General features: G+C 71.2%; 16 protein-coding genes. 11 read left to right on the forward strand and 5 right to left on the reverse strand.

From position 1 onward, the window contains the following. Positions 1-35 precede the first annotated feature (35 nt). The 8 genes from hfq (at position 36) to ACT80S_RS06315 (ending at position 7,207) form a co-directional block, all read left to right on the forward strand. The gene (hfq, locus tag ACT80S_RS06280) at positions 36-284 is read left to right on the forward strand and encodes an RNA chaperone Hfq (protein WP_377414032.1); all 249 of its coding nucleotides are present in this window, start codon (positions 36-38) and stop codon (positions 282-284) included. A 70-nt stretch (positions 285-354) separates the two neighbouring features. Beyond that, positions 355-1,557 (forward strand): GTPase HflX, encoded by a 1,203-nt coding sequence (gene hflX / locus ACT80S_RS06285; protein ID WP_377414034.1) that lies wholly within the window; start codon positions 355-357, stop codon positions 1,555-1,557. 41 nt (positions 1,558-1,598) lie between these two features. Beyond that, positions 1,599-2,927: an FtsH protease activity modulator HflK gene (gene hflK, locus ACT80S_RS06290; RefSeq protein ID WP_377414036.1), complete on the forward strand. Its 1,329-nt coding sequence runs from the start codon at positions 1,599-1,601 to the stop codon at positions 2,925-2,927. 20 nt (positions 2,928-2,947) lie between these two features. After that, the gene (gene hflC / locus ACT80S_RS06295) at positions 2,948-3,868 is read left to right on the forward strand and encodes a protease modulator HflC (RefSeq protein WP_377414038.1); all 921 of its coding nucleotides are present in this window, start codon (positions 2,948-2,950) and stop codon (positions 3,866-3,868) included. A gap of 15 nt (positions 3,869-3,883) precedes the next feature. Next, positions 3,884-4,075, forward strand: coding sequence for a DUF2065 domain-containing protein (locus ACT80S_RS06300; protein ID WP_377414040.1), 192 nt, complete (start codon positions 3,884-3,886; stop codon positions 4,073-4,075). 68 nt (positions 4,076-4,143) lie between these two features. Continuing rightward, positions 4,144-5,292, forward strand: coding sequence for an ATP phosphoribosyltransferase regulatory subunit (locus tag ACT80S_RS06305; protein ID WP_377414043.1), 1,149 nt, complete (start codon positions 4,144-4,146; stop codon positions 5,290-5,292). Between the two features lie 29 nt (positions 5,293-5,321). Next, positions 5,322-6,653 (forward strand): adenylosuccinate synthase, encoded by a 1,332-nt coding sequence (locus tag ACT80S_RS06310; protein WP_377414046.1) that lies wholly within the window; start codon positions 5,322-5,324, stop codon positions 6,651-6,653. A gap of 29 nt (positions 6,654-6,682) precedes the next feature. Next, a complete protein-coding gene (locus ACT80S_RS06315) occupies positions 6,683-7,207 on the forward strand; it encodes a phosphoribosyltransferase (RefSeq protein WP_377414048.1) in 525 nt (174 codons plus the stop codon). Positions 7,208-7,226: 19 nt separating this feature from the next. Here ACT80S_RS06315 and ACT80S_RS06320 read toward each other — a convergent pair whose 3' ends face one another. Continuing rightward, positions 7,227-8,276, reverse strand: coding sequence for a Gfo/Idh/MocA family protein (locus tag ACT80S_RS06320; RefSeq protein ID WP_377414051.1), 1,050 nt, complete (start codon positions 8,274-8,276; stop codon positions 7,227-7,229). 120 nt (positions 8,277-8,396) lie between these two features. Here ACT80S_RS06320 and ACT80S_RS06325 point away from each other — a divergent pair, with 120 nt between their 5' ends. Next, complete coding sequence (locus tag ACT80S_RS06325; RefSeq protein WP_377414053.1) at positions 8,397-9,581, forward strand: PLP-dependent transferase; 1,185 nt, start codon at positions 8,397-8,399, stop codon at positions 9,579-9,581. Between the two features lie 104 nt (positions 9,582-9,685). Continuing rightward, positions 9,686-9,889 (forward strand): hypothetical protein, encoded by a 204-nt coding sequence (locus ACT80S_RS06330; protein WP_377414055.1) that lies wholly within the window; start codon positions 9,686-9,688, stop codon positions 9,887-9,889. Positions 9,890-9,962: 73 nt separating this feature from the next. Here the strand turns inward: ACT80S_RS06330 and mnmH are convergent, their stop codons facing one another. Both mnmH and ACT80S_RS06340 read right to left on the reverse strand, forming a co-directional pair. Then, positions 9,963-11,021 (reverse strand): tRNA 2-selenouridine(34) synthase MnmH, encoded by a 1,059-nt coding sequence (mnmH, locus tag ACT80S_RS06335; protein ID WP_377414057.1) that lies wholly within the window; start codon positions 11,019-11,021, stop codon positions 9,963-9,965. Then, positions 11,018-11,662: an arylesterase gene (locus ACT80S_RS06340; RefSeq protein ID WP_377414059.1), complete on the reverse strand. Its 645-nt coding sequence runs from the start codon at positions 11,660-11,662 to the stop codon at positions 11,018-11,020. The genes mnmH and ACT80S_RS06340 overlap by 4 nt, the downstream gene beginning before the upstream one ends. On the opposite strand from ACT80S_RS06340, the gene ACT80S_RS06345 reads away from it, so the two are divergent. After that, the gene (locus ACT80S_RS06345; RefSeq protein WP_377414061.1) at positions 11,661-12,338 is read left to right on the forward strand and encodes an ABC transporter ATP-binding protein; all 678 of its coding nucleotides are present in this window, start codon (positions 11,661-11,663) and stop codon (positions 12,336-12,338) included. The two genes, ACT80S_RS06340 and ACT80S_RS06345, sit on opposite strands and share 2 nt — an antisense overlap. A 76-nt stretch (positions 12,339-12,414) precedes the next feature. Here the strand turns inward: ACT80S_RS06345 and ACT80S_RS06350 are convergent, their stop codons facing one another. After that, positions 12,415-14,229 (reverse strand): protein kinase domain-containing protein, encoded by a 1,815-nt coding sequence (locus ACT80S_RS06350; RefSeq protein ID WP_377414063.1) that lies wholly within the window; start codon positions 14,227-14,229, stop codon positions 12,415-12,417. Beyond that, complete coding sequence (locus ACT80S_RS06355) at positions 14,226-15,110, reverse strand: c-type heme family protein (RefSeq protein ID WP_377414065.1); 885 nt, start codon at positions 15,108-15,110, stop codon at positions 14,226-14,228. The genes ACT80S_RS06350 and ACT80S_RS06355 overlap by 4 nt, the downstream gene beginning before the upstream one ends. Between the last annotated feature and the right edge of the window lie 55 nt (positions 15,111-15,165).

Below are 15,165 nucleotides of genomic sequence, written 5' to 3' on the forward strand. Positions count from 1 at the left end.
CTTCCCGAACACAATCACTTAACACGGAGAATATCGTGAGCAATAAAGGGCAACTCCTCCAAGACCCCTTCCTGAACACCCTGCGCCGGGAGCATGTGCCCGTGTCGATCTACCTGGTCAACGGCATCAAGCTGCAGGGTCAGATCGAGTCCTTCGACCAGTATGTGGTCCTCCTGCGAAACACCGTGACGCAGATGGTCTACAAGCACGCGATTTCCACCATCGTCCCCGGGCGCGCCGTGAATTTCAACGCGGCGGAGAGCCAGGAGACCCCCGCCGCCTGACGGCGCGCCGCGGGCCTGGCCTGCACCACAGCCCGGGCGACCCGCCCCCACCCCAGCCCGGGCCCCTCACTTGCAAGAAGCTTCCCAACGCCCAGCCGCCCTCGCCATCCTGGTGGGGGTGGACTTTGGCGATCCCCATTTCGATGCCGGCCTCGAGGAGCTGGGCCTGCTGGCCCAGACCGCGGGCCTGCAGCCCGTCGCTCGCGTCACCTGCAAGCGCCGCGCGCCCGATGCCGCGCTGTTCATCGGCAGCGGCAAGGCCGACGAGATCAAGTTCATGGCCGAACAGAGCGGCGCCACCGAGGTGCTGTTCGACCAGTCGCTCAGCCCCGCGCAGCAGCGCAACCTCGAGCGGCACCTGGGGCTGCCGGTCAACGACCGGACCCTGCTCATTCTGGAGATCTTCGCCCAGCGCGCCCGCAGCCATGAGGGCAAGCTCCAGGTCGAGCTCGCCCGGCTGCAATACATCAGCACCCGCCTGGTGCGGCGCTGGTCGCACCTGGAGCGGCAGACCGGCGGCGCCGGCGTGCGCGGCGGCCCCGGCGAGAAGCAGATCGAACTCGACCGCCGGATGATCTCCGACGCCATCAAGCGGACCCGCGAGCGCCTGGAGAAGGTCAAGCGTCAGCGCGGCACCCAGCGCCGCCAGCGCGAGCGGCAGGGCGCCTACACGATCTCCCTGGTGGGCTACACCAACGCCGGCAAGTCCACGCTGTTCAACGCCCTGGTCAAGGCCCGCGCCTACGCGGCCGACCAGCTGTTCGCCACGCTCGACACGACCACCCGCCAGCTGTACCTCGCACCCACCGGCGAGGAGGGGCAGGGCGTCGGCCGCTCGGTCTCGCTGTCCGACACGGTGGGCTTCATCCGCGACCTGCCGCACGGCCTGATCGACGCCTTCCAGGCCACGCTGCAGGAGGCGGCCGATGCCGACCTGCTGCTGCACGTGGTCGACGCCGCCAACCCCGGCTTTCCCGAGCAGATCGACCAGGTCCAGCGCGTGCTCCACGAGATCGGCGCGGCCGACGTGCCGCAGGTCCTGGTGTTCAACAAGGTCGACGCGCTGCCCGAGAGCCAGCAGCCGCGGCAGGCCCAGGACACCTACGAGCTCGAAGGGCGGCCGGTGCCGCGCCTGTTCGTCAGTGCGCGCACCGGCGCCGGCCTGCCGGCCCTGCGTGAGGTCCTGGCGGCGCACGCCGCGGCGGCGGCCCGCGCCCGCGGCGGGGCCGAGGGCGATGACAGAAAGCCTCAAATGCAAGAGGCGGATGCCTGATTCGGCACAATGCCACCAGTACAAGTCAAACAAGCCATCGCATGAACCTCCCTTTTCCCGGCTTCCTCGCGCAGGCGCTGCAACGCCTGCGGGGCATGTTCAACCTGAACGACCCGCGGTGGGGGCGAGGCGGCGACGAGCCGCGCAGCGAGAACCCGCGCCCCGAGGGTGAGCGCCCCAACGGCGGCGGCTCCCGCGGCCCCAACCAGGGCCCGCCGGACCTCGACGAGCTGTGGCACGACTTCAACCGCAAGCTCGGCGGCCTGTTCGGCGGCCGCGGCGGCAATGGCGGCAATGGCGGCAGCGCCGGCGCGCAGCCGCCCGACATGAAGAGCGCCGGCATCGGCGCCGGCCTGGTGGCCGCGGTGGTCGTCCTGATCTGGCTGGGTACCGGCTTCTTCATCGTGCAGGAAGGCCAGCAGGCCGTCATCACCCAGTTCGGCCGCTACCAGTCGACCGTCGGCGCCGGCTTCAACTGGCGCCTGCCGTACCCGATCCAGCGCCACGAGGTGGTCACCGTCACGCAGATCCGCTCGGTCGACATCGGCCGCGACAGCGTGATCCGCGCCACCGGCCTGCGCGAGTCGGCCATGCTCACGCAGGACGAGAACATCGTCGAGATCAAGTTCGCGGTGCAGTACCGCCTGAAGGACGCCCGCGCCTGGCTGTTCGAGAGCAAGAACCCGCAGGAAGCGGTGGTCCACGCCGCCGAGACTGCGGTGCGCGAGGTGGTCGGCAAGATGCGCATGGACTCGGCCCTGGCTGACGAGCGCGACCAGATCGCCCCGCGCGTGCGCACCCTGATGCAGACCATCCTGGACCGCTACAACCTCGGCGTCGAGGTCGTGGGCATCAACCTGCAGCAAGGCGGCGTGCGCCCGCCCGAGCAGGTGCAGGCGGCCTTCGACGACGTGCTCAAGGCCGGCCAGGAGCGCGAGCGCGCCAAGAACGAGGCCCAGGCCTATGCCAACGACGTGATCCCGCGCGCGGTCGGCACGGCCTCGCGGCTGAAGGAGGAGGCCGAGGCCTACAAGGGCCGCATCGTCGCCCAGGCCCAGGGCGACTCGCAGCGTTTCCGCTCCGTGCTGGCCGAATACCAGCGCGCGCCCCAGGTCACGCGCGACCGGCTGTACCTGGAGACCATGCAGCAGATCTACCAGAACGTGACCAAGGTGCTCGTCGACTCGCGACAGGGCTCGAACCTGCTGTACCTGCCGCTCGACAAGATCATGCAGCAGGTGGCGCAGGAAGGCGCGCCCGCCGCGGCCGCCCCGGCGGCGCCCGCCGGCCCCTCCGCGCCGGCGCCCGCCGCGGGCGACTCGCGCTCGCGTGAGAACACCACCCGTGGCCGCGAGCGCGAGACGCGCTGACCCGCAGGGAGCACAAGAACATGAACAGGATCGGTTTCCTCATCTCCTCCGTGCTGGTGGCCCTGGCCATCATCAGTTCCACCGTCTTCGTGGTCGACCAGCGCCAGTTCGGCGTGGTCTATGCCCTGGGCCAGATCAAGGCCGTCATCACCGAGCCCGGCCTGCACTGGAAGCTGCCGCCGCCGTTCCAGAACGTGAGCTACATCGACAAGCGCCTGCTCACGCTGGACAGCGCCGACACCGAGCCCATGCTCACCGCCGAGAAGCAGCGCGTGGTCATCGACTGGTTCGTGCGCTGGCGCATCTCCGACCCCTCGCAGTACATCCGCAACGTCGGCCTGGACGAGCAGGCCGGCGCCAACCAGCTCAATCGCGTGGTGCGCAACGCCTTCCAGGAGGAGATCAACAAGCGCACGGTGCGCGAGCTGCTCTCCACCGCCCGCGAACAGCTGATGGCCGACGTCAAGCGCGAGGTGCAGGACGTGGTCAAGGGCGCCAAGCCCTGGGGCGTGGAAGTGGTCGACGTGCGCATCACGCGGGCCGACTATGTCGAGGCCATCACCGAGTCGGTCTACCGCCGCATGGAGTCCGAGCGCAAGCGCGTGGCCAACGAGCTTCGCTCCACCGGCACCGCCGAGGGCGAGAAGATCCGCGCCGATGCCGAGCGCCAGCGCGAGATCACCGTGGCCAACGCCTACCGTGACGCCCAGAAGATTAAGGGCGAGGGCGACGCCGAGGCCGCGCGCGTCTACAACGACGCCTTCGGCCGCGACCCGCAGTTCGCCCAGTTCTACCGCAGCCTCGAGGCCTACAAGTCCAGCTTCACCAAGAAGGGCGACGTGATGGTCCTCGACCCCTCGGGCAGCGACTTCTTCCGGGCCTTCCGCGGCCCCGGCAACGCGCCGGCCGCCCCCGCAGCCTCCGCCGCGCCGCGCAAGTAAGCCCGGGGCGCGCGCGTGGACCGGGATCTGCTCTGGGCGGCCATCGCCCTGGTGCTGGTCTTCGAGGGGCTGGTGCCCCTCGTGGCCCCGGCCCGCTGGCGCCGCACGATCACCCAGCTCACGCAGCTGGCCGACGGCCAGCTGCGGTTCTTCGGGCTGGTCTGCGTGGTCCTGGGGCTGCTGCTCCTGGCCTGGGTCACCTCCTGATCACGGTCGCCGCGGGCGACCCCATCCCTGGCCGGTAAAATACCGGTTTTAACAGCGTCCCCCTTTCCATGTCCGCCTGGGTCCTGCCGGATCACATCGCCGATGTCTTGCCCTCCGAGGCCCGGCACATCGAAGAGCTTCGCCGCGAACTGCTCGACACCGCCCGCAGCTATGGCTACGAGCTGGTGATGCCGCCGCTGCTGGAGCACCTGGAGTCCCTGCTCACGGGCACCGGCGAGGCGCTGGACCTGCAGACATTCAAGCTGGTCGACCAGCTCTCGGGCCGCATGATGGGCCTGCGGGCCGACACCACGCCGCAGGTCGCCCGCATCGACGCCCACCTGCTCAATCGCCCCGGCGTCACCCGCCTGTGCTACTGCGGCCCGGTGCTGCACACCCGCCCCGACCGCCCGCACGCCACCCGCGAGCCGCTGCAGTTCGGCGCCGAGATCTACGGCCATGCCGGCCTGGAGGCCGACCTCGAGGCCCTGGCGCTGGCCCTCGACTGCCTGCGCGCCACCCAGGTGGTGGGCCCCTCGGTGGACCTGGCCGACGCCCGCATCGTGCGCGCCCTGCTGGCCGGCGTGAACGCCGATGCCGCCACCCTGGTGCGCGTGCATGCCGCACTGGCCGCCAAGGATTCGAGCGAGCTCGCCGCGCTGACCCGCGCCTTCCCCGAGGCCTCGCGCGAGGGCCTGCGCGCGCTGGTCTCGCTGTATGGCGACGCCGCGGTGCTCGGCGAGGCCGTGAAGGCGCTGCCCCCGCTGCCCGAGATCCGCCAGGCGCTGGACAACCTGCGCTGGCTGGCCGGCCATGTCGAGGGTGCCCGCGTGAGCTTCGACCTGGGCGATGTCCGCGGCTACAGCTACTACACCGGCGCGCGTTTCGCCATCTACGTGCCCGGCGCCAGCGACGCCCTGGTGCGCGGCGGCCGCTACGACGAGGTCGGCGCCGTCTTCGGCCGCAACCGGCCCGCCGCCGGCTTCAGCCTGGACATGAAGGAACTGGTCGGCGTGGCCGCCAGCCGCCCGCTCAAGGCCGCGATCCGCGCGCCCTGGGGCGAGGATGCCGGCCTGCGCGAGGCCATCGCGCGCCTGCGCCGTGACGGCGAGACCGTGGTCTGCGTCCTGCCGGGCCACGAAAGCGGGGTGGACGAGTTCCACTGCGACCGCGAGCTGACCTGCCAGGCCGGCGCCTGGGTCGTGTCGGCCCTCTGAACACACTGAATTTTCCTGAGAGTTTTTCGATGACAAAGACAACTGGTCGCAACGTGGTCGTGGTCGGCACCCAGTGGGGCGACGAAGGCAAGGGCAAGCTCGTGGACTGGCTCACCGAGAGCGCCCAGGGCGTGGTGCGCTTCCAGGGCGGCCACAACGCCGGCCACACGCTGGTGATCAACGGGGTCAAGACCGCCCTGCACCTGATCCCCTCCGGCATCATGCGCCCCGGCGTGAAGTGCTACATCGGCAACGGCGTGGTGCTGTCGGTGGCCAAGCTGTTCGAGGAGATCGCCGGCCTGGAGAAGGCCGGTGTCGAGGTGCGCTCGCGCCTGCGCATCTCCGAGGCCTGCCCGCTGATCCTGCCGTTCCACGCGGCGCTGGACATCGCCCGTGAAGCCAAGCGCGAGCAGGGCGGCACCGAGAAGATCGGCACCACCGGCCGCGGCATCGGCCCGGCCTACGAGGACAAGATCGCCCGCCGCGCCCTGCGCGTGCAGGACCTCAAGCATCCCGAGCGCTTCGCCGCCAAGCTGAAGGACCTGCTGGATCTGCACAACCACGTGCTCACCACCTACCTGAACGCGCCGGCCGTGGACTACCAGTCCACCCTGGACGAGGCCCTGCGCCTGGGCGAGATGCTCAAGCCCATGATCGCCGACGTCTCGCGCGAGCTGAACGAGGCCCACCGCGACGGCGCCAACCTGCTGTTCGAAGGCGCCCAGGGCACGCTGCTGGACGTGGATCACGGCACCTACCCTTACGTCACCTCGAGCAACTGCGTGGCCGGCAACGCCGCCGCCGGCTCGGGCGTGGGCCCGGGCATGCTGCACTACATCCTGGGCATCACCAAGGCCTACTGCACCCGCGTGGGCGGCGGCCCGTTCCCCACCGAACTCGATTGGCAGACCGAGGGCACCGTGGGCTGGCACCTGTCCACCGTGGGCGCCGAGAAGGGCGTGACCACCGGCCGCTCGCGCCGCTGCGGCTGGTTCGATGCCGCGCTCCTCAAGCGCTCGGCCCAGGTCAACGGCCTGACCGGCCTGTGCATCACCAAGCTCGACGTGCTCGACGGCATCAAGGAGCTGCAGCTGTGCGTGGGCTACGAGCTCGATGGCGAGCAGATCGACATCCTGCCCCTGGGCGCCGACGAGATCGCCCGCTGCAAGCCGATCTACGAGACCATGGAAGGCTGGACCGACAGCACCGTGGGCGTGACCGAGTACGACAAGCTGCCGGTCAACGCGCGCCTGTACCTGCAGCGCATCGAGCATGTGACCGGCGTGCCGGTCGACATCATCTCGACCAGCCCGGACCGTGACCACACGATCATGATGCGCCACCCCTACCTGGCGGCCTGAACCCTGACTGCAGAAAGAGGAAACCACGCATGTTGACCGAAGACGGCAAGCACCTGTACGTCAGCTACGACGAGTACCACAACCTGATCGAGAAGCTGGCGCTCAAGGTGTACCAGTCGGGCTGGGAGTTCGACACCATCCTGTGCCTGGCCCGCGGCGGCATGCGCCCCGGCGACATCCTCTCGCGCATCTTCGACAAGCCGCTGGCGATCATGTCCACCAGCTCCTACCGCGCCGAGGCCGGCACGGTGCAGGGCCAGCTGGACATCGCCCGCTACATCACCACGCCCAAGGGCGAGATCGCCGGCCGCGTGCTGCTGGTCGACGACCTGGCCGACTCCGGCGTGACCCTGCGCAAGGTGGTGGACCAGTTGAAGAACAACTACAAGCCCATCACCGAGCTGCGCAGCGCGGTGATCTGGACCAAGGGCGTGTCGACCTTCGAGCCGGACTACCAGGTCGAATTCCTGCCGACCAACCCCTGGATCCACCAGCCCTTCGAGTCCTACGACAGCCTGGGACCCGAAAAGCTGCTGGAGAAGTGGAAGCTCTGAGCTTCCACGCCCTGGGCGCCTAGCCCAGGGTCACCAGGCGGCCCGTGCGCGCCGCCTCGGTGATGGCCTCCACCACCACCAGGTTGGCCAGGCCGTCCGCCGCCGTCACCAGCGGCTCGCACTCCCCGCGCACCACCGCCGCGAAATGCGCCATCTGGCGCACCAGCGGGTCCTCGCGCACCATCTCCACCACGCTGGCCTCGAACGGCTTCCACCACGAGCGGCTCGCGCCGGCGTCGGGGTAGGCCTTGAGGCGCATGGTCGGCACCGACAGGCTGCCCTGGGTGCCGGCCAGCACGTAGCAGTCCTCGTCGCCATAGGTGGTGTAGGCCTTGTTTTCCTGGCTGGTCTGCTCCCAGCTGCGCGGGCTGGCCGCGGTGTCCGAGAGGATGAAGGTGCCCAGCACGCCGCTGTCGAAGCGCAGGCTCAGGGCCACGGTGTCCTCCACCGCGAAGCCGCGCACCGCGTTCGAGGCCATGGCCTGCACCGCGACGATCTCGCCGCACAGCATCCGCAGGTTGTGGATCTCGTGGATCATGTTGATCAGGATCGGCCCGCCGCCCGGCTCGCGGCGCCACGGGCCGTCGTCGAAGTAGTGGTCCGGCTTGAAGAACATCGCACTGCCCTGGACGGCCACCAGCCGCCCCAGGCGTCCCGATCGCACCACTTCGCGGGCCTTGGCCATGATCGGGCTGTGCGCGCGGTGGTGCCCCACCAGCAGGCGGCCGCCGCGAGCGGCGACGGCGTCGACCAGCCGCCGGCCTTCGGCCACGGTGGGCGTGAGCGGCTTTTCCAGCAGCGTCGGCAGGCCGGCCTCCAGGCAGGCCATGGCCTGCGGGAAGTGCAGGGCGTTGGGCGTGGCCAGCACCACGCCGTCGGGCCGGTCGGCGGCCAGCAGGGCCTCGAGCGAGGGGTACAGCGGGACGCCGGCGCGCTCGGCGATGGCGGCGGCGGCGGGGGAGGGGTCGACGATGGCCGACAGCGTGGCGCTGGGCTCGGCTTGCAGGACGGCGATATGGGCCTGGCCGATGAGGCCGGCGCCGGCCACGGCGATGCGGGTGCGGGTCATGGATGCGGGGTCGGAGTGGGTGGAAGCAGGTCGGGACAGCACGGCGGGACGATGCGCCAGAGGCGCCACTGTAGCCGCCCCTGGCGCCGCGGGCACGGCAGCGGCGGCTACCATCGGCCCATGAGCGACCGCGTCACCGACCTGATCCACCATCCCTACCAGCCGCCCGCGGGCTTCGCCGCGCCGCAGGCCGGCGTCTTCAAGGCCTCCACGGTCATCTTCCCGAACGTCGCCGCCCTGCGCGCGCGGGACTGGAAGCACAAGGCCGGCTACACCTACGGCCTGCATGGCACGCCGACCACCTTCACCCTGGAGGAGCGCATCGCCAGCCTGGAAGGGGGCACGCAGTGCCTGCTCGCGCCCAGCGGGCTGGCCGCCATCGCCAACGTCGACTTCGCGCTGCTGCGCGCCGGCGACGAGGTGCTGATCCCCGACAACGTCTACGGGCCCTCGAAGGCCCTGTGCGAGGGCGAGCTGGCGCAGTGGGGCATCACGCACCAGCGCTACGACCCGATGGACCCGCAGGACCTCGCGCGGCGCCTGTCCGCCCGCACCAAGCTGGTGTGGCTGGAGGCGCCCGGCTCGGTCACGATGGAGTTCCCGCCGCTGCCGCAGCTGTCCGCCCTGTGCCGCGAGCGCGGCATCACCAGCGCACTGGACAACACCTGGGGCGCCGGCTTGGCCTTCGACGGCTTCGCCCAGGGTGGCGCCGACATCGTGGTGCAGGCCCTCACCAAGTACCCCAGCGGTGGCGGCGACGTCCTCATGGGAAGCATCACCACGCGCGACGAGGCGCTGCACCAGCGGCTCAAGCTCACGCACATGCGCCTGGGCCTGGGCGTCGGCGCGAACGATGTCGAGGCGGTGCTGCGCTCCCTGCCGAGCATCCAGCTGCGTTACCGCGCCCACGACGCGGCCGCCCGCGAGCTGGCCACCTGGCTGCAGGGCCGCCCGGAGATCGCGCAGGTGCTGCACCCGGCGCTGCCCGGCTCGCCCGGGCATGCGAACTGGCAGGCGCTGTGCGGGCCGCAGGGCCTGGCGGCGGGCCTGTTTTCGGTGGTGCTCGACGCCCGCTACGACCGGGCCCGCGTCGATGCCTTCTGCGATGCACTGCGCCTGTTCAAGCTGGGGTATTCGTGGGGCGGGCCGGTCAGCCTCGCCGTGCCCTACGACGTCACCTCGATGCGCAGCGCATCACTGGGCACCTGGCAAGGCAAGGGCACGCTGGTACGCTTCTCCGCCGGCCTGGAGGCGGCGGCGGACCTGCGCGCCGACCTCGGCCAGGCGCTGGCGGCACTGGGCTGAGGGCGCGGCCCCGGCACGCGGCGCTTGCGTCTGGAAACGCGCGCTGTCCCCGATCCGCCGAATCGCTTACATTGGGCGCCTTGCCCTGCACGAAAGGATGCGCCTTGGCCACCCCGAATTACGGTTACGAGAAGCGCCAGCGTGAACTGGCCAAGAAGCAGAAAAAAGAAGAGAAGCTGCGCGCCAAGGCCGATCGCAAGGCGTCCGAGGCCGCGGGCCTGTCGGACGACGAGCACCTGGCCCAGGCCGGCGACCGCGAGCCGTCGGCGCCGATGCAGCCCGGCCAGGCGGCTTCCGCCTCCAGCTGAGCCTCAGTCCCCCTAGAGCCCAGGGCGTCGCGCGCGCCCCCGGAGGCCGGCGTGTCCTTCGCGCGGGGCCTGCTCAGGCTTGCGCCAGGAGTTCCGCCGCGGCGCGCGCCATGCTGGCCGGCGAGCGGTCGTCCACCCCCTGGGCCAGGGCCTGCGCGTACTGGGTGAAGTTGCGGCGGATCGAGGCGGCGTACATGGGGTCGTAGTGCTGCACCAGCAGCTCGCGCACCACCTCCTCGGTGCGGCCGGCGCGCACCCGCTCCTGCCAGCCCGTCACGACCGCATGACCGCGCAGCTCGACGAGGGTGGACAGCCGGTCGCAGAAGAACTCCGGGTCCTTGACGAACCAGTCGTAGTCCTCCATCAGCAGGGCCACGCGCTCGTCGTCGGACAGGCGCAGGTCGATACAGCGGCTGGCGCGCATGGCCAGGATCAGGGCCTCGGGCACCGAGACGTTGCCCACCTTCTTGCTCTCGCTTTCCACGTACACCGGCCGCGCCGGGTCGAAGCCGCGCAGGGCCTGCCAGACCCGGGTGTCGAAGTGCTTCTGCGAGGGCTGGCGCTCGCCGGGCACCAGGCCGAGGACCGAGCTGCGGTGGTTGGCCAGGCCCTCCAGGTCCAGCACCTGCGCGCCCTGCGCGGCCAGGGCATGCAGCAGGCGGGTCTTGCCGGAGCCGGTGGGGCCGCAGACCACGCGGTAGTCCAGGCGCTGCGCGAGGCGGGGCAGGTCCTCCAGCACCGCGGTGCGGAAGGCCTTGTAGCCGCCCTCGACCAGGTGCACGCGGAAGCCGATCTGGTCCAGCACCAGGGAGAGCGAGCCGCTGCGCTTGCCGCCGCGCCAGCAGTACACCAGCGGCTTCCAGTCCTTCGGGACCTGCAGCAGCTCGCGCTCGATATGGCGGGCGATGTTGGCGGCGGCCAGCGCCGCGCCGCGCTTGCGCGCCTCGAACGGGTTGACCTGCTTGTAGATGGTGCCGACGAGGTGGCGCTCCTCGTTGTTCAGGGTGGGCCAGTTGACGGCGCCGGGCAGGTGGTCCTCGGCGTATTCGTTTTCGCTGCGCGCGTCGATGACGGCGCTGAACTCGCCGAGGCGTGCGATGGCCTCGGCGGCCGGGAGGATCTGGACGGTCACTTGGCGGAAAGCAGTTTCTTGAGCGCGGGCCAGACATTGGCCAGCATCAGGGGTTGGGCCTCTTCGGTCGGGTGGATCCGGTCAGGCTGGAAGTAGCGGGCGGCGTCCGGCCCCTCGGCGAAGCCCTTGAGGAAGAAGGGCACGGCGGCGGCCTTGTGGCGGCGGGCGACCTGGTCGTAGAGGGCGGCGAATCGCTCGCCGAACTCACGGCCGTAGTTGGGCGGCAGCTGCATGCCCACCAGGAGCACGCGCGCGCCGGCCTGCTGCGCGGCCAGGGTCATCTGCGAGAGATTGTCCTCGGTCATGGACAGGGGCAGGCCGCGCAGCGCGTCATTGCCGCCCAGTTCGATGACCACGTGGGTGGGCCGGTGCTGGGCGAGCAGGGCGGGCAGGCGCGATCGGCCGCCGGCGGTGGTCTCGCCGCTGATGCTGGCATTCACCACCCGCGCCGCGATCTTCTCCTGCGCCAACCGGGCTTCCAGCAGGCGCACCCAGCCCGTCCCGCGTTTGAGGCCATACTCGGCGCTCAGCGAATCGCCCAGTACCAGGACCACGGGCTCGGCCGCGCGCGCCGGGGCGGCCACGGCCGCCGCCAGCGCGCCCAGCACCCAGCGCCTGCGGTCCCACATTGAATATTTCATGTCCGAATCCATCATCGCCGTCGAGCATGTCTGGAAGTCCGTGACCGACTCGACCGGCACCCTCGACATTCTCCGTGATATCGACTTCGCCCTGGCCGCGCGCGAGACGGTGGCCATCGTCGGCGCCTCGGGCTCGGGCAAGAGCACGCTGCTGTCGATCATCGCGGGGCTGGACACGCCCTCGCGCGGCACGGTGCGCCTGGCCGGCCAGGACCTGTTCGCGCTCGACGAGGACCAGCGCGCCGCGCTGCGCGCCCAGAAGATCGGTTTCGTGTTCCAGAGCTTCCAGCTGATGGCGAACCTCACCGCCCTGGAGAACGTGATGCTGCCGCTGGAACTGGCAGGTCGCCGCGACGCCCGCACCGCGGCCACGGCCATGCTGGCGCGCGTCGGCCTCGGCCAGCGCCTCGGGCATTACCCCCGGCTGCTGTCGGGCGGCGAGCAGCAGCGCGTGGCGCTGGCCCGCGCCTTCGTGGTCGAGCCGGCGGTGCTGCTGGCGGACGAGCCCACCGGCAGCCTGGACTTCGCCACCGGCGAGACGGTGATGCAGCTGATGTTCGACCTGAACCGCGAGCGCGGCACGACCCTGGTGCTGGTCACGCACGACCGCGCGATCGCGCAGCGCTGCGAGCGCCGCATCACCATCGAGGCCGGGCGGGTGGCGGCGCCGGCCTGAGGCCCGGCACGGGGCCTGGCCGGCAGGCCTCGCAGCCGGCCCTGGGGCGGATCGTGCCCCGCCCCAGGCCGCCGCTTCAGGCCGCACCCAGCGCCCGCAGGGCGAGCAGGCGGAAGGCCTCGCGCCGCTGCGGCACGTCGATGTGCCGGGCCAGGGCCTCGACCATCTCCTGAGGGCTGGCGCCGGCCTCGAGCTGCTGGCGCACCAGCAGGCGGGCCACCGGCCCGAGGTCGCGGCACAGCGCCTGCTCCACGGCCTGCAGCGCCGCGTGGCGTGGCGCGGCGGGGTAGTCCGCCGCATCCTCCGCCGCCCGGGCCCGCGGCGCGCCGCCCCCGGCCTCGCGCAGCAGCCGCGCCGCCAGGCCCGGGCCTGTGCTGGCCAGGGGAATGGTGGCCGGCAGGCCGTCCCCCGGCTGCGGCGGCACCGTCTCGGTGACCGCGAACAGCTCGTGCTGCCGGCCGTGCTTGTCGGCCCGCGTGCCGGCCGGGCGGAACAGGGCCGGACCACCCTCGGCGATGCGGGAGATGACGTCGTGGCAGGCACGCGAGAGCAGCAGCTCGTTCGGCCGGGCGAAGTCCATCACGCGCTGGGCGACGTTGATGCCGTCGCCGATGACGTTGATGCGCTGGTTGATGTCCTGCACCACCCGCACCGGCCCCAGGTGCAGGCCCAGGCGCGCGGGCAGGGCGGCGGCCGGTCGCTGGCGCAGCAGGTCCCGCAACAGCAGGGCCACGTGCAGGGCCTCCTCGGGATCGCCCAGGAAGCACAGCGCGGCGCCGTCACCGGTGTCGATGGCCAGGCGGGTGTGCAAAGGCACCGGCTCCAGGGCGCGGGCGATGAGGTCGTTGAGGAGGCGCTTGGCCGCGGCCTGCTCGTTGACCGAGCGCGCCGAATAGCCCACCAGGTCGATGAACAGGATGGTGCACAGGAGGTTGCGCCGGCGCAGGGCCTCGATATCCGGCCGGGAGGCCGGCGTGCTCCCCGAGGACGAGGGCACCGAAGCCTCGCCGCCCTCCAGCGCCGCGCGCAGCTGCGCCACCGACTGCGGGCGGCGCTGTTCGTCGGGCTGCAGTGCCCAGTCGATGGCGTGCAGCACCGCCCGCCCGAAGACCGTGGCGTCGGCGAGGATGGACGCGCCCGGCATGGCGTCGGCCTGGATGCGGGCGGCGGCCTCCACCGGCTTGCGGCCGGTGACCATCCAGTACATCACCGCTCCCAGGGCGTAGATGTCGGTCCAGGGACCCTGCGCGCCCTGGGAGTGGTACTGCTCGAAGGGCGCGAAGCCGGGCGTGACGATGTTGGTCATCTCGCCGTCGGCCAGCACGCGGCGGGCAGCGCCGAAATCGAGCAGCACCGGGCGGCCGTCGCTGCGGATGTAGATGTTGTCCGGCTTGATGTCCCGGTGCAGGAAGCCCGCCGCGTGCACCGCCTCCAGGCCATCGAGCAGGGGGCGCACGACGGCGAGCAGGCCGGGCAGCGACAGCGGCGCCTGCCGCTGCAGCCAGTGCTTGAGGGGCTGGCCGGTCTCGTACTCCATGACGATGTAGGCCGTGCCCAGGGCGCGGAAGTAGCGCAGCACCCGGACGATGTGCGGATGGCGGAAGGCCGCGAGGGCGCGCGCCTCGTCGACGAAGCGCTGCAGGCCGGCGGTGAAGCGCTGGCGGGGCGCCTGGCCGCTGGTGCGCGGCGCCACCCGGCCCTGGGCGCCGCGGGCGAGCAGTTCCCCCGGGAAGTACTCCTTGATCGCCACCGGCAGGTCCAGGTGGGTGTCGTGCGCGAGGTAGGTGATGCCGAAGCCGCCGCCGCCCAGCACGCGCCGGATCTCGTACTCCGCCAGCCGGGTGCCGGCGGGCAGGGCGGCGGCGTCCGCGGCGTCGGGGGCCCGGGTCATGCGCGCGACTCGAGGCGGATCATCTGGATCGCCTTCTCCAGGCTGCGGCGCATGCGGTTGAAGGAGGCGCCCAGGCGCACCACCTCGTCGTCGCCGCGCTCGCTGAACTCGGGCTCGGTGAAGTCGCCGGTGGACATGCGGTCGGCGGCCTGCGAGAGGCGCCGCACCGGCTGCAGGATCAGCCAGGTCAGCATCAGGTTCAGCACCACGAAGACCACGGCGAACACCGCCGCCAGCGACCCCATGAAGGTGGTGAAGGCCCGGTCGGCATGCGCCAGGGGCACGGCCATGGGGACGGTGACGATCTGCGCGCCCACCACCTCGCCCTGCTTCCAGCCGAAGCCGTTCGACGAGCCGTAGACGCGCAGCATGCTGGGGGGCGCGGCGGCCGGCGTGCTGTGGCATTGGAGGCAGGCCGGGTTGTTGATCTGGATCGGCTTGGCGATGAACAGGCTGCGGCCGTTGGCCGACTGGCGCTCGGCGATCAGCTCGTCGAGGTCCGGGTACTGGCGAAACCGCTGTACCACGTCGGCCTCCCAGTCGGCCGGGCGGTTGCGCGGGTTGGTGGGGTTGAGGGTGGCCTCCTTGTAGCTGTACTCGCCGTAGGTCTTGCGCAGGGTGTTGATCGCCTCGGTGGCGGCGAAGGCCGGCACCGACTGCGGCAGGAAGACCTCGGCCATCTGCCCCACCAGGTGCGGGCGGATGTGGTCCACGGTGTAGGTCCGCACCGAGGAGGCGGCCTCGAGCATCAGGCGCGCCTCGCGTACCACCTCGTGGCGCGCGTTGTCCTGGAGCAGTTGGCGGGAGACGAGGCCGGCCGCGACGAAGCCCGCGAGGAAGACGGTCGTCAACACCAGGTTGAACTTCGACCTTAATGCCATAGTGCTACTCCCTGAAGGTGGCGGCGATTCTAGCCACGCACCACGGTCGCGCTCT

It is taken from the genome of Ramlibacter sp. MAHUQ-53 (genome assembly GCF_052600055.1).